Genomic DNA, 18,887 nt, shown 5'->3' with positions numbered 1-18,887 from the left:
CCCCAGCACCTGCCCCACCGCCAACTGCAAACCCAACAGCACCACACCCGCCCGCAACACCACCTTCGACACCCACGCCAACCCCGGCGCCGCCGCACCCGGACACCCCGGCACGTTGCCGACCACCACCCCCAACGCCACCGCCGCGGTCACCACACCCACACCCGGAACCAGCGACGCCACCACCGACGCCACCACCACCGCGCCCACCGTCACCAGCACCCCCGGCAACCGCCCCCGCACGACACCCGGCCCGGCGCTCATCGACATCCGCATCAACCGACCCTCGCCCGCCCGGCCACCCCCGCGGTAGCCGGAAACCGCACAGGTCCTCATAGCCGCAGTGCATGACACCGGCCCCACCGCATCCCGCAGAGCTACAGTCGCTGCATGGCCGACCCCGACCCGACGTCCCTGCGGCTACTCGTGCTCATCAGCGAACTCGGCAGCATCGGCGCCGCCGCCGCCCAACTGCGCATCAGCCAGCCCTCCGCCAGCAAACGACTCACCAGCCTCGAACGCGGACTCGGCCTGCACCTCGTCGAACGCACCCGCCGCGGCGCCACCCTCACCCCCGCAGGCCGCACCGTGCTCGACCACGCCCGCCACGTCCTCACCGAACTCGACGCCCTCACCGCAGGCGTCCACGCCCTGCGCGCACGCCACCAGCAACGCCTCCGCGTCGCCGCCAGCATGACCATCGCCGACTACCTCGCGCCGCGCTGGCTCACCACCCTGCGCACCGCCTTCACCGAACTGCGCCTCGAACTCGACAGCGCCAACTCCGCCACCGTCACCGAAGCCGTCCGCCACGACCGCGCCGACCTCGGCTTCCTCGAAACCCCCGACGTCCCCGACGGCCTCTCCGCGCGCTACCTGACCCGCGACCGCATGGCCGTCGTCGCCCCACCCGCACACCCCTGGACCCGACGCCGCACACCCCTCGACCCCGCCGAACTCGCCGCCACACCCCTCATCGTCCGCGAACACGGCTCCGGCACCCGCGAAACCCTCGAACGCGCGCTGGCCAGCACCGGCGCCACCCCCGCAGAACCACTGCTCGAACTGCACTCCACCACCGCCGTGCGCAACAGCGTCGTCGCCGGCGCCGGACCCGCCGTGCTCAGCGCCCTCGCCGTCGACCCCGACCTCCGCACCGGACAAGTCGTCGAAATCCCCATCGCCGGAATCGACCTGCACCGCCCCCTGCACGCCGTGTGGCGCGCCGGGCACCGCCTCACCGGCCCCGCCGCCGCGCTCCTGTCCACCGCGCTCAGCGACACCGCCTGAACAGGCACCACCCCTCGCACGTCACCACCAGATGCATGCGCGAGTTGCACATCGGCCATTGTCTTTGCAACGAGGCGCACGCAGACTGAGCCGATCAACGACCGGCGCGGGTCGACCGTGAACCGAGGAGCCCACATGACGTCTCAACCCGTGCCCGAACGAACCGGGCTCCGCAGAGTCGTCGCCGCCTCCATGGCAGGCACCGTCGTCGAGTGGTACGAGTTCTTCCTCTACGGCACCGCCGCCACGCTCGTGTTCAGCAAACTGTTCTTCCCCGCAGGCGGCAACGAACTCGACGCCATCCTCGCCGCCTTCGTCACCTACGCCGTCGGCTTCGCCGCACGCCCCCTCGGCGGACTCGTGTTCGGCCACTTCGGCGACAAGTACGGCCGCAAAACCCTCCTGCAGGTCAGCCTCATCATGGTCGGCATCGCCACCTTCGCCATGGGCTGCATCCCGTCCTTCGAATCCATCGGCTACCTCGCCCCCGCCATCCTCGTCGTGCTCCGCTTCATCCAAGGCATCGCCGTCGGCGGCGAATGGGGCGGCGCCGTCCTGCTCGTCGCCGAACACAGCCCCGACGACAAACGCGGCTTCTGGGCCAGCTGGCCCCAAGCAGGCGTCCCCATGGGCAACCTGCTCGCCACCGTCGTCCTGCTCGGCCTCACCACGACCCTGTCCGAACAGGCCTTCCTGTCCTGGGGCTGGCGCGTCGCGTTCTGGCTCTCCGCCGTCATCGTCCTCATCGGCTACTACGTGCGCACCCGCATCACCGACGCCCCCATCTTCACCGCCGCACAAGCCGAAGCCGCCCGCACCGACGCCCCCGCCTACGGCGTGTTTGAAGCACTCCGCCGATACCCGCGCGGCGTCCTGACCGCCATGGGACTGCGCTTCGGCGAAAACCTCATGTACTACCTGCTGGCGACCTTCTCGATCACCTATCTCAGCGTCGTGGTCGGCAAGACCACCACCGGCATCCTCTGGCTGATGCTGCTTGCCCACCTCATCCACTTCGCCGCGATCCCCCTCGTCGGCGCACTCGCCGACCGCATCGGACGACGACCCGTCAGCGCCCTCGGCGCCGCACTCACCGCCACCTGGGGCTTCTTCGCCTTCCCCATGATGGACACCGGACACGACCCGGCCATCCTGGCCGCGATCACCATCGGACTGCTCTTCCACGCCCTCATGTACGCCGGACAGCCCGCGATGATGGCCGAAATGTTCCCCACCCGGATGCGCTACTCGGGAATCTCCCTCGGCTACCAGGTCACCTCGATCGTCGCAGGCTCCCTCGCCCCCATCATCGCCGTCGCCCTGCTCGACACCTACGGCAGCTCAACACCGATCTCCGCCTACCTCGCCGCAGGCGCCGCGATCACCCTCATCGCCGTCGCCTGCGCCCGCGAAACCCGCGGCGCCTCACTCCACGACCTCGACCGCCTCGACGACCAGCGGACCTCGGCCACCACCTGACCGCACCCGCTCACCCGTCCAAAGCCGACATCACGTGCTTGATCCGGCTGTACTCCTCCAAACCGAACCGCCCGAAATCCCGCGCCGACGCCGAATGCTTGAACCCCGAGTGCGGCATCTCCGCCACCAACGGCCGATGCACATTCACCCACACCGTGCCCGCCTGCAACGCCCGCGACATCCGCAACGCACGCGCATGATCACGCGTCCACACGCTCGCCACCAAGCCGTAGCGCACACCATTGGCCAACGCCACCGCCTCGGCCTCCGAACCGAACCGCTGCACCGTCACCAACGGCCCCAGCACCTCGTGCTGCACCAGCTCATCACCCTGCTCCACATCCGCCACCACCGTCGCCTCGTGGAAGAACCCACGCCCAGCCCGCCGACGCCCACCGGCCACCACCCGCGCATGCTCCGGCAACCGCTCCACGTACCCGGCCACCAACTCCAGCTGCCCCGCGCTGTTGAGCGGACCGAACGCAGCATCCGGATCCTGCGGCGGCCCCGGCCGCAACACCTCCGCCTGCTCGGCCAACGCCGCCACCAACTCCTCGTACACCCCAGGACCCGCCAACACCCGGCTCGCAGCCGTGCAACTCTGCCCCGCATCCCCACCGAACGCCGAGGACGCGATCCCCCGCGCCGCCCGACCCACATCCGCATCGTCGAACACCACCGCAGGCGCCTTCCCACCCAACTGCAGGTGCGCCCGCTTCAAATCCGCCGCCGCCGACCCGGCCACCTCCATGCCCGACCGCACCGTCCCGGTGATCGAGAACATCCCCGGCACCTCGTGCGCCACCATCGCCCGGCCGCTGTCCCGATCCCCGCAGACCACGTTCAACACCCCCGCCGGCAACACCTCCGCCGCCAGCTCCGCCAACAACACCGCGCTGACCGGAGTCGTCTCCGCCGGCTTGAGCACCACCGCATTGCCCGCCGCCAACGCCGGCGCCACCCGCGCCACCGCCAGCAACAACGGATGCGTCCACGACGTGACCTGCGCGCACACCCCGATCGGCTCGCGGCGCGCGAACGACGTGCACCCCGCCTCGTACTCCCCGCCCGCGCCCGCCTCCTGCAGCCGCGCGGCCCCCGCGTAGAACCGCAGCAGATCCACCGCCCGCGGCAACTCCACCCCCCGCACCACCTCCCACGGCTTGCCCGTGTTCCGGCACTCGGCCACCACGAACCGCTCCGCGGACGCCTCCACCGCGTCCGCCACCCGCAACAACGACCGCTGCCGCTGCCCCGGCGTCGCCGCCGACCACTGCTCGAACGCCGACGCCGCGACGCCCATCACCTCATCGACATCGGTCCACCGGGTCAACGGAGACCTGCCGTACTCCTCCCCACTGCTGGGATCGACCAACGGCAACGTCTCTCCCGACACCGCCCCCGCACGACCCCCGCCCACGACGTTCCGCAGCTCCAGCGCAGTGGACACACGACCTCCTCCGACCGACGAAACCGATCACGCCGACCCTAACCGCGACCCACTGCCCCGCAGCTCAGCCGCGCCGCGCCCCCACCGGACGCGACCGGCACCACCACTGCCCGGCGGTACCCACCACCAGCAGCACGACCACCGGCACGAACGCCCACCGGTACGCCGCCACCGCGGGCAGCACCGACACGACCTCCAGCACCGCACCCACGAGCACTTGGATCAACACCGCCGCCAGGAACCCGCCCATGTTCACCACGCCGGAGGCGGCCCCCGACCGGTGCACCGCATTGGCCTCCCGCGCACCGTCGAACGCCAGCATCGCCGCGCCACCACCGAAACCGAGCACCGCCAGCACCACCACCAGCAGCGGCGCGCCCAGCACGCCCGGCCACGCCACGATCACCACCCACGCCAGCACGACCAGCACCGACATCGCCAACGTGTAGCGCTCTCGCCGACGCGGCCTGCCCGCGATCCACTGGCTGGCCACCAGCGAGCCCAAGATGAACCCCACCGCCGACACCAGCAGCAGCGCGCCCGCCGTGCCACCGGCCACGCCCTGCGCACCCGTCAGCCACGGCGCACCCCACAACGTCGTGATCGCCAAGAACTGCGACAGCAGCACGAAGTGCACCCAGAACGCGTGCTTCGTCCCGCGCTGCGCCACCACCAGCCGCAACGTGCGCCCGATCCGCTCACCCACGTCGCCGGCGGCCTCCACGACCGCACCGGCCGGACGATCCCGGATCACACCCGCGGCGACCACCGCCAGCAACGCGGTCAACACCGCCGCACCGAGGAACGTCGACATCCACCCCAGCCCGTGCAGCGCCGCCGTCAGCGGCACCGTGGACAGCACCTGCCCGAGCCCGCCGACCAGGCCCGTCAACGCCGCGACCCGGCCGTACCGGTCCGCCGGGAACCATTGCGCCGCGACCCGCAGCACGTTGGTGAACATGAACGCGTCACCGATGCCGATGAGCACCCGGCCGGTCACCCCGCCCAGGATCGAACCGCTCACCGCGAACACCGCCGAGCCCACCGCCAGCGCCACCACACCACCGGTGATGACCCGGCGCGGCCCCATCCGGTCCGCCAGCAGACCCGACGGCACCTGCAGCACCAGGTACACCCCCAGCTGCAGTGCCGAGAACAGCGCCAGCACCCCCGGGCCCGCGGAGAACCGCACCAGCGCGTCGGGCGCCGCGACCCCGAGGCTCGCGCGGTGGAACAACGCCACGAAGTAGCACGCCGCGCCCACGCCCCACACCAGCCACGCACCGCGCGGCGGCGCGGCCGATCTCGCCACTGCCTGATCCCCGGCAACACCGACCGACACCGGAACACCCACCTTCCTCGACTTGTATCCACCATAGATACAAGATGCGGATCAGTACTATGGGCGCGTGTCGAGCGCAACACCGGAACCCCGGACCGGACCAGCCACCGAACCCGCCTCAGCGGGCACCGGACCGCCCGCCGCCGATCGGGCGTACCAGCACGTCAAAGCGGGACTGCTCGACGGCACCTACCCGGACGGCCACCTGCTGTCCGAAGGCGAGGTCGCCACCGCGCTGAACATGTCCCGCACCCCGGTGCGCGAGTCCTTCCTCCGGCTGCAGACCGAAGGCTTCCTGCGCCTCTACCCCAAGCGCGGAGCCCTCGTCGTCCCGGTCACCCCCACCGAAGCACGCGCCGTGCTCGAAGCCCGCCTGGCCCTGGAGAGCTTCGCGATCGACAAGCTCGCCGCCGAAGGCCCCGAGGCGATGGCCACCGTCGGACGGGAACTCACCGCGCACCCCGCCTGCGACAGCAGCGCCCTCAGCGCCTCGGAAATGCACGAGACCGACCGCGACTTCCACGCCCGGCTCGTCGCCGCCGCCGCGAACCCCATCGTCGACGACCTCTACACCGCCCTGCGCGACCGCCAGCTGCGCATCACCGCCGGAGCCCGCACCCAGGACTGGCAGCCGCACATCAACCACCAGCACACCCAGGTCGCGGCGGCCCTGCGCGACGGCGAGGCCGAGACGGCGAAAACGCTGCTGCGCGGACACCTGCTGGGCGTCCTGCACGCGCTCGGCGTCGCCGGTGGCCCGATGCTCGACGACCCCGCCTGAACCTCACCCCGACCGGCGGACCGAGCTCCCCTGGTCGTCGCGGTTCTTCTTTTTGATCTTCAGATCATTGGTTTCACTCGACACTGAAGTAATCGTGGCAATAAACTCATGATCACAAAAGAGTGGGCGGCGCGAACGCCGCCCACTCGGCCGGGCTTCGGCCCGGAACTACCTCACGCCGGGGACGTGCCGCCCGCCGGCGGCTGCCCGAGGGCTCCCGTCTCCCCGCTGATCGCCTGCGGCGCGTCCGTCCCACCGGACAGCGCCTGGCCGCCGGAAAGCCCGGACGTGGCGCTCGGAACCTCCTTGCGCGCCACCTCCTCCGCGGCCCGGACCGCTTCGGCGACCTCCGGGTTCGACGAGGTGTCGAACCACGCGGCCACCGACTCCTCCTCGTCCTCCGGACGGTCGGTGGGCGGCTCCTCCTTCGGCGGCTCGTAGCGGAACGTGCCGTCCTCGCCGGGCGCGCCGAGCATCCGAGCGAAGCCTTCGAGCGACTTGTTGAAGTCGCTGGGCACCACCCACACCTTGTTCGCGTCGCCCTGCGCCATCTGCGGCAAGGTCTGCAGGTACTGGTAGGCCAGCAGCTCCGGAGTGGGCTTGCCGCGCTTGACCGCCGCGAACACCTTCTCGATCGCCTTCGCCTGCCCCTGCGCCTGCAGGTAGCGGCTGGCCCGCTCGCCCTGGGCGCGCAGGATGCTGGACTGGCGCTCACCTTCGGCGCCGAGGATCGACGCCTGCTTGGCGCCCTCCGCGGCGAGGATCTGGGACTGCTTCTGCCCTTCCGCGGTCTTGATGGCCGATTCCCGCGCGCCCTCGGCGTTGAGGATCATCGCGCGCTTCTCCCGGTCAGCGCGCATCTGCTTCTCCATCGAATCCTTGATGGACGGCGGCGGATCGATGGCCTTGAGCTCGACCCGCGCGACCCGGATTCCCCAGCGCCCGGTCTCCTGGTCGAGCACGCCGCGCAACTGCGTGTTGATCTGGTCGCGGGAGGTCAGCGTCTCCTCCAGGCTCATGCCGCCGACGACGTTGCGCAGCGTCGTCGTGGTCAGCTGCTCCACGCCGATGATGTAGTTCGAGATCTCGTAGACCGCCGAACGCGAGTCGGTGACCTGGAAGTACACGACGGTGTCGATGGACACCGTCAGGTTGTCCTGGGTGATCACGGGCTGCGGCGGGAAGGACACCACCTGCTCGCGCAGGTCGATCTTCGCCCGCACCCGGTCCAGGAACGGCATCAGGAAGTTCAGCCCCGGTGCGGCCACGGTGCGGAACCGGCCCAGCCGTTCGACCACCGATGCCTGCGCCTGCGGAACCACCAGCACCGACTTGGCCACGACGACGATCACCAGCAGTACTACGACCACCAGCACGATCAATCCAGGACCCACTTCGCCCTCCAGTTCACGGTTGTGCCGACACGATGGCGGTGGCGCCGGATATCTCCATCACCAGCACCGTCGTATCGGTCTCCAAGACTTCGGCCTCGTTCAGCGTGCGGGCCGACCACACGTCCCCGTCGATGCGGACCCGGCCACCCTGGTGGTCCACCGTGGACACCACGGTCGCCCGCTTCCCCAGCAGCGCGTCCACGTTGGTCTTGAGCTCGTTGCCCACCTCGAACCGCCGTTTGAGCGCTGGGCGCGCCCCCAGCACGAGTCCCCCGGCGAGCCCGGCGAACACCAGTGCGCTCACCCAGACCGGCGCCCCGAGGGCGACCGCGCCCGCCGTCCCCAGCGCGGCGACGCCCAGCATGACGAGCACGAATTCCCCGGACAGCACTTCGGCCGCCACCAGGAGCAATCCGACGATCAACCACACGAGCGAGGCCATGCGTCCATCGTGGCAGAGCCCACCTGCCTTGTGTGCGAATTCGCTCGACGTGATCAACCTGGCAGAACCGGTGGGCACGGGCCCGCTCGACCGTCCGCGTGGCGCGCGGGCGCCGGAATCAGGCCTCGGTCACGAAATCGATCAACCGCTCGACCGCGCCGATCAGCGGGGCCTCCAGGTCCCGGAACCCACCGACCGAACCGAGCACCCGCCGCCACCCGTCGGCGGGTTCGCCCCAGCCGAGCGCGGCGCACACGCCTTCCTTCCAGTCCTGCCCGCGCGGAACCCGCGGCCATGCCTCGATGCCGACCGAGGCGGGCTTGACCGCCTCCCACACGTCGACGAACGGGTGGCCGGTGACGCACACGTGCGGATCGGTGATGCCTTCGACGAGCCGGGACTCCTTGCTGCCCTCGACCAGGTGATCGACGAGCACTCCGACCCGATGTCCCGCGCGGGGGCCGAATTCGGCGAGCAGGCCGGGCAGGTCGTCCACGCCGTGCAGCGGCTCCACCACCACGCCCTCGACCCGCAGGTCGTGGCCCCAGACCCGCTCGACGAGCTCGGCGTCGTGCAGCCCCTCGACCCAGATCCGGCTGCCCCGCGCCTCCCGCGCCCGCAGGCCGTCGACGTGGACGGACCCGGAGGCCGACGTGCGGGTGGCGGTGGGTGCGGTGGCGGGAGCGGGCACGAGGGTGACCGGTCGCCCTTCGCAGAGGAACGCCGCGGGGCGCATCGGGAACAGCCGCCGCGCACCGTGGCGATCTTCCAGGACCACGTTGCCCTTCTCCACGCGCAGCACCGCGCCGCAGAAGCCGCTCGCCGGGTCCTCGACCACCAGGCCGGGCTCGGCCGGGACCTCGGGGATCTCGCGGCGCTTGCGACCGGAGGACAGGATGTCGTTGCCGTAGTTGACCGAACGCACGCGCGAACCTTACTCATCCGGGTGAGACGCGTGGTCCGCGGCGCGCCGCGGGAGGATGGCGACGCGGCCCACACCGGACCGCCCCCCGGCGGAAATCCGCGTGCGGGATACGTACTCTTCCTTACCGTGCCATGCCCAAGCGCAACGATGGTCGTGTGGGCGTCCGCGTGGTTGCACGGTGCGACCGCCGCGGACGACGTGCTCGACGCTCTGCAGATCTGGGGCGAGTCGCAGGAAGTGCGCGCCGCCGACGACGAACTCGCCGCCCGGCTGGATCTTCCCGGCCCCCAGGACACCCCCGCCGGTCCCGCGCTGCTGCTGGCGGCGCTGCGCAAATCCGGCGCCACCGACGGAGAACTGGCCCTCCCGGTCCCCGGCGACGTCCGGGGCCTCGGTACCGCGAGCCCGTTCTCGAAGCAGGCGCTGCGGCGCGGTGAGGCGGCCATCCTGCCCGAGGCCGGTCTCGGCCTGGTCCCGGAGGCGGTCGCCGAGGGCATCCTGCGCTGGACCGTGTTCCCCATCGGCGAGCTCCCCCCGGCCGAGCACCTGCCGATCGGCGAGGCCGAGCACGGCATGTCCTCGGCGATGCGCGAGGCCGCCAGCACGCTGATCGACCTGGACATCGCCAAGCGGCGCCCCGGTGTGCGCGACGAGATCGCCTCGACCGTCGCCGACCGCCCGAAGCCGCCGTGGCCGGAGGACGTGCCGCAGCGACCGCTGCGGATCCTGCAGCGCGCCTCCGAGGTGGAGGCGATCCTGTGGGTGGCCACCGACGACGCCCCCGGCGGAGCGCTCTCGGCCTCGGCGACCCGAGCTCGCACGGAGGCCCTGCGCCCGCTGTTCGACTCGGTGCGCGCCGCGCGCCGGGCCTCGATCGCGGAGATGGTCCGGGTGCTCGCCGAGAGCGCCAGCAAGCACTGAGGCGCGGGCGGCTCACACCAGCGGGCTGCCCGCCTTGATGCGGCGGCGCACGTCCCACAGGAAGTAGTTGAACGGGAACTGGCGCAGCACCGGCGGTAACCGGCGGATGACGGTGCCCATGGCCCGCATCAGCCGGTCGAAGCGTCGCTGGTCGCGGTCGCTCCAGGGCAGGCGCATCTCGTCGCGGAACCGCTGCGGCAGGAATCCCGTGGTGAGGAACTTGTTGAACCCGCCCAGCGGGGCGCTGACGTAGCGCGGCATGAATCCGAGCACCGCGATCTGGTGCAGGTATCGGCGCACCGTGTCGTCGACGTGCACCTGCTCCAGCGCGTCGTTCCAGTACCGCTCGAACTCCGCGCGGTCGGCGGGCCACATGTCGTCGGTGACCTGCAGCGTGGTGCCGAGCGTGGCGGAGCGCTGGTAGAGCTCGTCGATCTCGGCGTCGGTGAGGCCGCCGACGAGCATCGTGTAGACGTCCTCGACACCGCGGTAGAGGCACGCCGCGACCCACAGCTGCAGGTTCTTGTCGAACGCGTTGTAGGACACCGGGCTGGATTCGGTGGAGCGCACCCGCGCGTGGGATCGGTTCGTGGCGCGCCGGAACAGGGCGCGTTCCTCGTCGGTGCCCATGGACGCGACCGCGAGGTAGGTCAGCGTGGTCCGGGTCCGCTTGATGGGGTGCTTGAAGATGTTGCCGCTGTCGACCTCGCTCTCGACGACGCCGTAGCCGACGCCCGGCCGGGCCAGCTGCATGATCACGTTCGCGCCGCCCGCCAGCAGGCCGGCGCCGACGATCAGCTCGTCCTCGCGCACTCGCGATTCGGTGGGAACTGCCATCGGTCCGTCTCCTCCGCTACCGGGCGTCCGCTCGGGCGGCTCTGCCCGGCGAACTCTGCTCACGCCCGTTAGCAGATATGGAACCGATCTCCGGGGAGCGTGTCAAGGCCGCGCTCCCCCGCGAGATGCCAAGATGGCGGCATGCAGCCGTCTTCCCTGCGCGTGTACGGCGGCGTCGAAGGCGACGACCGCAAGGCCGAGCGGCGGGCGCAGTTCCTCGAAGCGGGCCTCGACCTGCTGGGGTCCGACGAAGCGACGTTGTCGGTGCGCGGCGCGTGCAAGCAGGCCGGACTCGCCGCCCGCTACTTCTACGAGAGCTTCACCGACCGCGAAGCGCTGGCCGCGGCGGTCTACGACCACGTCATCGAGGACCTCGCGCACCGCACGCTGGCCGCGGTCGCCGAAGCCCCGTTCGACGCGCGGGCGAAGGCGCGGGCCGGGTTGAGCACCCTCGTGGGCATCGTCGGCGACGATCCGCGTCGCGGCCGGTTGCTGTTCTCCGCGCAGGCGGGCGCGGCGCTCGCCGAACGCAGGCAGCGCTCGACGCTGCTGTTCGTGGGCCTGCTCGGCGGGCAGGCCAAGGACTTCTACGGCCTGCCCGACAGCGCCGACCTGGAGGTGCTCAGCCAGTTCGCCGTCGGCGGCCTCGCCCAGACGCTCACCGCCTGGCTCGACGGCACCCTGCGCATCGAACGCGAGGCCCTGGTCGAGCACTGCACGAACATCTTCCTCGCCGTCGGCGACGTCTCCCCGCACTGATCGGCGCGAGCCGGTCCGCGAGCACGCCCGAGGCGCCGAGATGGTCGAGATCGGGACCGACGGGAGTCCCGGTCAGGGAGCTCTACGAGCGGCTCGGGTGCGCGCCGCTACCGGTCATCGCCCACTGCCGGCGCCGCTGACCACATTCCCCCGGTGAACGCGAGGCCGCGGAACGCTTCCGGGACGGGCGCCTCGCGCGCCCGTCCCGGAAGCGGAATCGCAGGAGGTCAGCCGTCGACGGAGGTGCAGCAGCCCGGCGAGCAGGCTTCACCGTTGCGCCCGCAGCCCGCCGCGGGCATCAGGGAGAGCTTGCGGGGGCGGACCTCGTCGACGTGCTCGGAGATCAGCTCCACGATCATCTTCGCGAACCGCGGGTCGTCCCCGGCGGTACCGGCGCGGGCGAAGCCCATGCCGAGCTCGGCGGCCTTCTCCGCGGCCTCGTTGTCCAGGTCCCACACCACTTCCAGGTGGTCGGAGACGAACCCGATGGGGCTCACCACGACCGAGGCGACCCCCTTGGCGTGCAGGTCCTCGATGTGGTCGACCACGTCCGGCTCCAGCCACGGCATCTGCGGCGGGCCGGAGCGGGACTGCCAGACCACGTCGTAGGTCTCCACTCCCGCTTCCTCCGCGACCAGGCGGGCGGCCTCGGCGACCTGCCGCGAATACCACTCGGGGCGCCCGTCGGGGCCTTGGGCGGAGTCCGCGCGCAGCGGGATGGAGTGCGCGGTGAACACCAGCCGGGCCTCGGCATCACCCAGGTCCGCGTAGGCGCGGCGCACCGCGTCGGCGTTGGCGGACACGAACAGCGGGTGGTCGAAGAACTGGCGCAGCTTCACCAGGTCCGGGGCCTGCTCCCCCACCGCTTCGCGGGCCCGCACGATGTCCTCGTGGTACTGCTTGCAGCCCGAGTACCCGCCCCACGCCGAAGTGGGGAACACCAGTGCTCGGCGCACGCCGTCCTCGGCCATGCGCGCCACGGTGTCCTCGATCATCGGGTGCCAGTTGCGGTTGCCCCAGTACACCGGCAGGTCGCGGCCTTCGGCGCGCAGCTGCTCCTGCAGGCCGGCCATGACCTCGCGGTTGAGGCGGTTGATCGGCGACACCCCGCCGAAGTGGTGGTAGTGCTCCGCGACCTCGTCGAGCCGTTCCGGCGGCACGCCTCTGCCTCTGGTGACGTTCTCCAGGAACGGCCGGACTTCTTCCGGGCCTTCCGGTCCACCGAACGACAAGAACAGCAGCGCATCGAAACTCACCTGACCATGATGGCCCCGAGCGGGATCGGCCGCTCACGCGGGTGGGGCGTGCGCGGCCGGCGCACGCCCCACCTGTCTCACGCGCCCAGCGCGGAGAAACCGCCGTCGACCATGACCATGGAACCGGTGGTCTTGGGCAGCCAGTCCGACAGCACCGCGCAGATCGACCGCGCGACGGGAGTGGGGTCGTTGACGTCCCAGCCCAGCGGAGCCCGCTCGGACCAGGTGTCCTCCAGGCCGGAGAAGCCCGGGATGGACTTCGCGGCCATCGTGCGCACCGGGCCCGCCGAGACCAGGTTGACCCGGATCCCCTGCGGCCCCAGCTCACGCGCCAGGTAGCGGCTGGTGGACTCCAGCGCCGCCTTCGCCACGCCCATCCAGTCGTAGGCCGGCCACGCGACGCGGGCGTCGAAGTCCATGCCCACGATCGAGGACCCCTCCGACAGCAGCGGCAGCGTCGCGGTGGTCAGGGACTTGAACGAGTACGCCGAGATCTCCAGCGCCGTGGACACGTCGTCCCACGGCGCCTCCAGGAAATCGCCGCCCAGGCAGGACGCCGGGGCGAACCCGATCGAGTGAAGAACGCCGTCGAGGCCGTCGACGTGCTCGCGCACCCGGTCCGCGAGGCTGTCGCGGTGCTCGGCGCTGGTCACGTCGAGCTCCAGCACCGGCGCGGGCTTGGGCAACCGGCCCGCGATGCGCTCCACCAGGCTCATCCGGCCGAACCCGGTCAGCACCACCTCGGCGCCCTGCTCCTGCGCCATCTTGGCCGCGTGGAACGCGATCGACGCGTCGGTGATCACGCCGGTGATCAGGATCCGCTTGCCTTCGAGCAATCCGCTCACGTACTTCCTCCGCTGTGCTTGCTGAGGCCCGCCACCGGGCGGGCCGGACGAAATCTGGGTCGGTGCCGGGAGATCAGTGGCCCATGCCGAGGCCGCCGTCGACGGGGATCACGGCACCGGTCACGTAGGCCGCGGCGTCCGAGGCGAGCCACGCCACGGTGCCCGCGACCTCCTCGGGATCGGCGAAGCGCGCCAGCGGGATCTGCCCGAAGATCTCCTTCTTGCGCTCGTCGCTGAGCTGATCGGTCATGTCCGTCGTGACGAATCCGGGCGCGACCACGTTGGCGGTGATCTTGCGCGAGCCGAGCTCGCGGGCGATCGACCTCGACAGGCCCACCAGGCCCGCCTTGCTCGCCGCGTAGTTCGCCTGCCCGGCCCCGCCGGACAGCCCCACGACCGAGGACACGAAGATCATCCGGCCGCGCTTGAGGCGCAGCATGCTGCTCGCCGCGCGCTTGGCGACCCGGTAGGAACCCGCCAGGTTCGCGTCCAGGACCCGGCCGAACTGCTCCTCACCCATGCGCAGCAGCAGGCCGTCGTCGGTGATCCCGGCGTTGGACACCAGCACCTCGACCCGGCCCTGCGCGGCCTCCACCTCGTCGAAGGCGGCCGAGACCTGGTCGGCGTCGGTGACGTCGCACTGCACGCCGCGCAGCCCGTCCGGGGCGCCGGATCCGCGGTGGGTGACCGCCACCTCGTCGCCCGCGGCCTGGAACGCGCGCGCGATCGCCAACCCGATGCCGCGGTTACCTCCGGTCACCAGTACGGACCGTCCCACTGTGGATCTCCTCCCGAATGCCCTGCGTGGTGAACGCCCGCGCCTCGACGGCGCAGCCGATTCACCTGAACAGCCGCGACATTATCGGTTCACCCGTGCGCCCCTGCCATCCACTCCGCACAGAAAACGACCTCCAGAGTGGTGCCGCGCCGACAGTGGACACCGCCACCGGGCGCCCCGAGGCCCTACGGTGCAGTCAGAGTCAGCCGTGATCCGAACCGCACGCACGTACCCGGACCGTCCCACCGATCGCGCCGATCCTGGTCAGGAGCACCTCTCGATGACGACCGCCGCCCACCACCGGCCCACCACCGCGAACCGGCCCGAACCCGCCGAGATCGCCGCCGCGCTGCGCGGCGTGCTCGACGGGCGGGCGCGCTTCGACCCCGGCACCCGCGCGCTGTACTCCACCGACGCCTCCAACTATCGGCAGGTCCCGCTGGGCGTGGTGTACCCGCGCCACGCCGACGACGTGGCCGCGACGATGGCCGTGGCCCGCGAGCACGGCGTGCCGATCACCGGGCGCGGCGCGGGCACCAGCATCGCGGGCAACGCCTGCGGTCCCGGCCTGGTGCTCGACTTCTCCCGGTACCTCAACCGGATCCTCGAGGTCGACCCCGAGCGCAAACTGGCCACAGTGGAGCCGGGCGTCGTGCTCGACTCGCTGCAGGCCGCGGCGAAACCGCACGGGCTCGCCTTCGGCCCGGATCCGTCCACGCACAGCCGCTGCACCCTCGGCGGCATGATCGGCAACAACTCCTGCGGCACGCATTCGGTGGCGTGGGGCAAGACCGTGGACAACGTGCGCTCGCTGGACGTGCTGCTGTCCGACGGGACCCGGCTGACCGCGGGCGCCACCCCCGAAGCGGAACTCGACGCGCTGTGCGCGCGCGGCGACCGCACCGGTCGGCTGTACCGGAGCCTGCGGGACCTGCGCGACTCCTCGGCGCAGCTGGTGCGCGACTCGTTCCCCGACCTGACCCGGCGGGTGTCCGGTTACAACCTCGACCAGCTGCTGCCGGAGCAGGGCTTCCACCTGGCGCGGGCCCTGACCGGCACCGAGGGCAGCTGCGCGGTGCTGCTGGGAGCCACCGTGGAACTCGTCGACGTGCCCGCGTGCCGCGCGATGATCGTGCTCGGGTTCGACGACAGCTACGCCGCCGCCGACCAGGTGACGCGGTTGCGCGGGCTGGACGCGCTCGCCATCGAAGGGCTCAGCTCCGAACTGGTCGACGTGGTGCGCAGCCGCAACCCCGCCTCGCCCGCGCTGCGGCTGCTGCCCGACGGTCGCAGCTGGCTGCTGGTGGAGGTCGGCGGCACCGACGTGCGCGACGCCGAGAACGCCGCCGAACGGGTCCGCCGGGCCATGGGTTCGCGCGCCGAGTCCGTCGTGCACACCGACCCGGCGCGGATGGGCGCGCTGTGGAAGATCCGCGAGGAAGGCTCCGGCTACTCGACGCGGATGGCCGACGGTTCGGAGCGCTGGTCCGGCTGGGAGGACGCGGCGGTGCCCCCCGAACGGCTCGGCGCCTACCTGCGCGAGTTCGACGCGCTGCTGGCGCGGTTCGGCCGCAAGGGCGTCACCTACGGCCACTACGGCGACGGCTGCATCCACGTGCGCGTCGACTTCGACCTGCTCACCGGTGGCGGCGCGGCCCGCTACCGCGAGTTCATGGAGGCCGCCGCGGACCTCGTCGTCGCCCACGGCGGCTCGGTCTCCGGTGAGCACGGCGACGGGCAGGCCCGCTCCGAGCTGCTGGCCCGCATGTACCCGCCGGAGGTGATCGGCGAGTTCGAACGGTTCAAGGCCGCCTTCGACCCCGACGACCTGCTCAACCCCGGCCAGATCGTGCGCCCGCGCCCGCTCGACTCCGACCTGCGGCTGCTGGTGGCGCCGCCGCGCATCCCGACCCGCACCACGCTCGCGCTGCACGCCGACGACGGTGATCTCGCGCCCGCGAGCCGCCGCTGCGTCGGCATGGGCAAGTGCCTGAACACCACAGGTGGGGTGATGTGCCCCAGCTACCGCGCGACGAGGGAGGAGAAGCACTCCACCCGCGGCCGGGCGCACCTGCTGTTCGAGATGCTCAACGGCTCGCTCATCCGCGGTGGCTGGCGCTCGCCGGAGGTGCGGGAGGCGCTCGACCTGTGCCTGTCCTGCAAGGGCTGCAAGACCGACTGCCCCGTCGGTGTCGACATGGCGACGTACAAGGCGGAGTTCCTGCACCACCACTACCGCCACCGGGTGCGGCCGGCCTCGCACTACTCGATGGGTTTCCTGCCGCTGTGGCTGGCGCTGGCGCGGTTCGCCCCCGCACTCGCCAACGCGGTGCTCGGCGGCCGGGCGGCGCCGCTGATCAAGCGCCTCGGCGGCATCGCCGCGGAACGGGAGATGCCGCGGATCGCGGGACGTTCGCTGCGTTCCTGGTGGGCGCACCGCGAACACCCGGCCGCCCCCGGCGGGCAGCGGGCGCTGCTGTTCCCGGACACCTTCACCGACCACTTCGACCCGCACATCGGCCGTGACGCGATCGTCGCGCTGGAACGACTCGGGCACACCGTCGAGCTCCCCCGCGAGCCGGTGTGCTGCGGCCTCACCTGGGCGTCGACCGGGCAGCTGGGCACCGCGCGGCGGGTGGTTCGGCGCACGGCGCGGCTGCTGCGACCGCGGATCGACGCGGGGCTGCCGGTGATCGGGCTCGAACCGAGCTGCACCGCGTTCCTGCGCAACGACGCGCTGGAACTCGCCCCGGACGACCCGGACGTGCGGGCGCTGGCGGCGGCGACCAAGACCTTCGCCGAGCACGTCGAGCCCACCCGCGAGCGCTGGCAGCGCTCCGGTGACGGGAAGGCCCTGGTGCAACGGCACTGCCACCAGTACGCCGAGCTCGGTTTCGACGCCGACGAGGCCGCGCTGGCGGCCACCGGAACCGACGCCCGCGTGCTCGACGCGGGCTGCTGCGGACTCGCGGGCAACTTCGGCTTCGAACGCGGCCACTACGACGTGTCGATGGCCTGCGGCGAGCAGGCGCTGCTGCCCGCGGTGCGTGCCGCCGATCCCGGCACGGCGGTCGTCGCCGACGGCTTCAGCTGCCGGCTGCAGATCCGCCAGGCCACCGAAGCAGAACCGGTGCACCTCGCCACGCTCGTGCGCCGCGCCCTCGACGCCTGACGAACGGGTGCGGATCACCGCGCCTCGAACGGGCTCCTCAGCCGGTCTGGTGGGCGATCTGGATCAGGTTCCCGCAGGTGTCGTCGAGCACCGCCGTGGTCACCGGGCCCATGTCCACGGGTTCCTGGGTGAAGCGCACGCCGAGCGCGCGGAGCCGCTCGTACTCCGCTGCGACGTCGTCGACGGCGAACGACGTGTACGGGATGCCGTCGGCGACCAGCGCGTCCTTGAACGGCTTCGCCGCCGGGTGGCCGCTCGGTTCGAGGACCAGCTCGGTGCCGTCCGGGTCCTCCGGCGACACCACGGTCAGCCACCGCGGTCCGCCGCCCATGGGGATGTCGTGCTTGAGCACGAAGCCCAGCACGTCGGTGTAGAACCGCAGTGCCGTGTCCTGGTCGTCGACGAGCACGCTCGTCAGGTTGATCCTCATGCCGGACCGTCTCCCTCCGCGTCGGCGCCGCCGTCGGGACGGCCCAGCGGCCATTGTCCGGTCGCACCCCGACAGCGGCCGGATCGGCGCGGGCCGAGCCGTCGCCCCTACCCGGCCCGGTACGCCCGGAGGAAGGTCCGCACGCCCTCGACGACGAGGGGCCGGACGCGGGAGTCCTCCGCGGCGTTCGCGGATCCGAGCCGGTCCAGCGCGACGCCGAAGGTCAGCGCGATGAACTGGTCGGCCGCGAGCCGCGGGTCGGGCACCTCCAGCAGCCCCGCCGCGGCGAGAGCCTTGAACCTGTCGGCGACCGCCTCGTCCGGGGTGTCGGCCAAGGAGTTGTAGCCCTGGTGCGGCAGGTTGCCGGATTCCGCCCGCACCAGCCGCCGCAGCGTCGCGTGCTCCGCCGAGCCGAGCATGTCGGTGGAGATGCGCGTCGAGAACGCGACCAGGGCGTCTTCGAGCTCGGCGACCTCGGTGATCCCGGTGAGGGTGTCGTCGAGGGTGCGCCGGATCGTGGTGATCAGCGATGCGCCGACGGCGTCGACCACCGCCTGCAGCAGCGTCCGCTTGTCGCCGAAGTAGTCGTAGACGGTCCGCTTGGACACCTCTGCCTTGGCGGCGACCGCGTCGACGCTGGACCGGTCGAAGCCGTCGGCGAGGAACAGTTCCCGAGCCGCCGAGAGGATGGCCGCCCGCTTGCGCGCGGACCCCTCACGCAGCGTCTTCGTGGTCGACATGGCAACAGCGTAACCGTTCTACACTGCACGGTGTAGTGTAGTTTCA

The 18,887-nt window shown here is 71.6% G+C and carries 18 protein-coding genes; 6 read left to right on the top strand and 12 right to left on the bottom strand.

The features are described from left to right. On the bottom strand, positions 1-276 hold a 276-nt coding region (locus OOZ19_RS28670), incomplete at its 3' end, for a putative sulfate exporter family transporter (protein WP_266093288.1). A gap of 114 nt (positions 277-390) precedes the next feature. Here OOZ19_RS28670 and OOZ19_RS28665 point away from each other — a divergent pair. Both OOZ19_RS28665 and OOZ19_RS28660 read left to right on the top strand, forming a co-directional pair. Next, positions 391-1,290 (top strand): LysR substrate-binding domain-containing protein, encoded by a 900-nt coding sequence (locus OOZ19_RS28665; RefSeq protein ID WP_266093287.1) that lies wholly within the window; start codon positions 391-393, stop codon positions 1,288-1,290. 135 nt (positions 1,291-1,425) lie between these two features. Continuing rightward, positions 1,426-2,769 (top strand): MFS transporter, encoded by a 1,344-nt coding sequence (locus tag OOZ19_RS28660; protein ID WP_266093286.1) that lies wholly within the window; start codon positions 1,426-1,428, stop codon positions 2,767-2,769. A gap of 10 nt (positions 2,770-2,779) precedes the next feature. On the opposite strand, the gene OOZ19_RS28655 is transcribed toward OOZ19_RS28660, so the two are convergent. Together OOZ19_RS28655 and OOZ19_RS28650 are read right to left on the bottom strand one after the other, a co-directional pair. Beyond that, complete coding sequence (locus OOZ19_RS28655) at positions 2,780-4,219, bottom strand: aldehyde dehydrogenase family protein (RefSeq protein ID WP_266093285.1); 1,440 nt, start codon at positions 4,217-4,219, stop codon at positions 2,780-2,782. A gap of 64 nt (positions 4,220-4,283) precedes the next feature. Then, the gene (locus OOZ19_RS28650) at positions 4,284-5,531 is read right to left on the bottom strand and encodes an MFS transporter (protein WP_266093284.1); all 1,248 of its coding nucleotides are present in this window, start codon (positions 5,529-5,531) and stop codon (positions 4,284-4,286) included. 97 nt (positions 5,532-5,628) lie between these two features. On the opposite strand from OOZ19_RS28650, the gene OOZ19_RS28645 reads away from it, so the two are divergent. Beyond that, positions 5,629-6,342 carry a GntR family transcriptional regulator gene (locus OOZ19_RS28645; RefSeq protein WP_266093283.1) on the top strand — a complete coding sequence of 238 codons (714 nt, stop codon included), beginning with the start codon at positions 5,629-5,631 and terminating at the stop codon, positions 6,340-6,342. Between the two features lie 173 nt (positions 6,343-6,515). Here the strand turns inward: OOZ19_RS28645 and OOZ19_RS28640 are convergent, their stop codons facing one another. From OOZ19_RS28640 to OOZ19_RS28630, 3 genes are all read right to left on the bottom strand, one after another. Beyond that, positions 6,516-7,736, bottom strand: coding sequence for an SPFH domain-containing protein (locus OOZ19_RS28640; RefSeq protein WP_266093282.1), 1,221 nt, complete (start codon positions 7,734-7,736; stop codon positions 6,516-6,518). Positions 7,737-7,749: 13 nt separating this feature from the next. Next, on the bottom strand, positions 7,750-8,178 hold the full coding sequence (locus OOZ19_RS28635; protein ID WP_266093281.1) for an NfeD family protein: 429 nt from the start codon (positions 8,176-8,178) through the stop codon (positions 7,750-7,752). A 118-nt stretch (positions 8,179-8,296) separates the two neighbouring features. Next, the gene (locus tag OOZ19_RS28630; RefSeq protein WP_266093280.1) at positions 8,297-9,103 is read right to left on the bottom strand and encodes a DUF3097 domain-containing protein; all 807 of its coding nucleotides are present in this window, start codon (positions 9,101-9,103) and stop codon (positions 8,297-8,299) included. 147 nt (positions 9,104-9,250) lie between these two features. On the opposite strand from OOZ19_RS28630, the gene OOZ19_RS28625 reads away from it, so the two are divergent. After that, a complete protein-coding gene (locus OOZ19_RS28625) occupies positions 9,251-10,024 on the top strand; it encodes an Rv1486c family protein (protein WP_266093292.1) in 774 nt (257 codons plus the stop codon). A gap of 12 nt (positions 10,025-10,036) precedes the next feature. Here the strand turns inward: OOZ19_RS28625 and OOZ19_RS28620 are convergent, their stop codons facing one another. After that, positions 10,037-10,861: an oxygenase MpaB family protein gene (locus OOZ19_RS28620; protein ID WP_266093279.1), complete on the bottom strand. Its 825-nt coding sequence runs from the start codon at positions 10,859-10,861 to the stop codon at positions 10,037-10,039. Positions 10,862-11,002: 141 nt separating this feature from the next. Between OOZ19_RS28620 and OOZ19_RS28615 the strand changes: the two genes are divergently transcribed. Beyond that, the gene (locus OOZ19_RS28615; RefSeq protein ID WP_266093278.1) at positions 11,003-11,620 is read left to right on the top strand and encodes a TetR/AcrR family transcriptional regulator; all 618 of its coding nucleotides are present in this window, start codon (positions 11,003-11,005) and stop codon (positions 11,618-11,620) included. Between the two features lie 227 nt (positions 11,621-11,847). Here OOZ19_RS28615 and OOZ19_RS28610 read toward each other — a convergent pair whose 3' ends face one another. From OOZ19_RS28610 to fabG, 3 genes are all read right to left on the bottom strand, one after another. Beyond that, entirely contained in the window at positions 11,848-12,876 is a 1,029-nt protein-coding gene (locus OOZ19_RS28610; protein WP_266093277.1) for a ferrochelatase, read from the bottom strand. Positions 12,877-12,953: 77 nt separating this feature from the next. Further along, positions 12,954-13,721, bottom strand: a complete 768-nt coding sequence (gene fabI / locus OOZ19_RS28605) for an enoyl-ACP reductase FabI (RefSeq protein ID WP_266093276.1) — start codon at positions 13,719-13,721, stop codon at positions 12,954-12,956. Between the two features lie 73 nt (positions 13,722-13,794). After that, a complete protein-coding gene (gene fabG / locus OOZ19_RS28600; protein WP_266093275.1) occupies positions 13,795-14,499 on the bottom strand; it encodes a 3-oxoacyl-ACP reductase FabG in 705 nt (234 codons plus the stop codon). A 280-nt stretch (positions 14,500-14,779) separates the two neighbouring features. On the opposite strand from fabG, the gene OOZ19_RS28595 reads away from it, so the two are divergent. After that, on the top strand, positions 14,780-17,671 hold the full coding sequence (locus tag OOZ19_RS28595) for an FAD-binding and (Fe-S)-binding domain-containing protein (protein ID WP_266093274.1): 2,892 nt from the start codon (positions 14,780-14,782) through the stop codon (positions 17,669-17,671). A gap of 37 nt (positions 17,672-17,708) precedes the next feature. On the opposite strand, the gene OOZ19_RS28590 is transcribed toward OOZ19_RS28595, so the two are convergent. Both OOZ19_RS28590 and OOZ19_RS28585 read right to left on the bottom strand, forming a co-directional pair. Further along, positions 17,709-18,101, bottom strand: a complete 393-nt coding sequence (locus OOZ19_RS28590; protein ID WP_266093273.1) for a VOC family protein — start codon at positions 18,099-18,101, stop codon at positions 17,709-17,711. 107 nt (positions 18,102-18,208) lie between these two features. Further along, a complete protein-coding gene (locus OOZ19_RS28585) occupies positions 18,209-18,841 on the bottom strand; it encodes a TetR/AcrR family transcriptional regulator (RefSeq protein WP_266093272.1) in 633 nt (210 codons plus the stop codon). Between the last annotated feature and the right edge of the window lie 46 nt (positions 18,842-18,887).

Source organism: Saccharopolyspora sp. NFXS83, from assembly GCF_026241095.1.
Lineage (GTDB): Bacteria > Actinomycetota > Actinomycetes > Mycobacteriales > Pseudonocardiaceae > Saccharopolyspora_C.
This window is presented reverse-complemented; position numbering and strand designations above follow the sequence as displayed.

Excerpts from the sequence above, each read along its gene's own strand:
- OOZ19_RS28665 (WP_266093287.1), top strand. The coding sequence starts at position 391 with ATGGCCGACCCCGACCCGACGTCCCTGCGGCTACTCGTGCTCATCAGC.
- OOZ19_RS28660 (WP_266093286.1), top strand. The coding sequence starts at position 1,426 with ATGACGTCTCAACCCGTGCCCGAACGAACCGGGCTCCGCAGAGTCGTC.
- OOZ19_RS28635 (WP_266093281.1), bottom strand. The coding sequence starts at position 8,178 with ATGGCCTCGCTCGTGTGGTTGATCGTCGGATTGCTCCTGGTGGCGGCC.
- OOZ19_RS28625 (WP_266093292.1), top strand. The coding sequence starts at position 9,251 with ATGGTCGTGTGGGCGTCCGCGTGGTTGCACGGTGCGACCGCCGCGGAC.
- OOZ19_RS28620 (WP_266093279.1), bottom strand. The coding sequence starts at position 10,861 with ATGGCAGTTCCCACCGAATCGCGAGTGCGCGAGGACGAGCTGATCGTC.
- OOZ19_RS28615 (WP_266093278.1), top strand. The coding sequence starts at position 11,003 with ATGCAGCCGTCTTCCCTGCGCGTGTACGGCGGCGTCGAAGGCGACGAC.
- OOZ19_RS28595 (WP_266093274.1), top strand. The coding sequence starts at position 14,780 with ATGACGACCGCCGCCCACCACCGGCCCACCACCGCGAACCGGCCCGAA.
- OOZ19_RS28590 (WP_266093273.1), bottom strand. The coding sequence starts at position 18,101 with ATGAGGATCAACCTGACGAGCGTGCTCGTCGACGACCAGGACACGGCA.
- OOZ19_RS28585 (WP_266093272.1), bottom strand. The coding sequence starts at position 18,841 with ATGTCGACCACGAAGACGCTGCGTGAGGGGTCCGCGCGCAAGCGGGCG.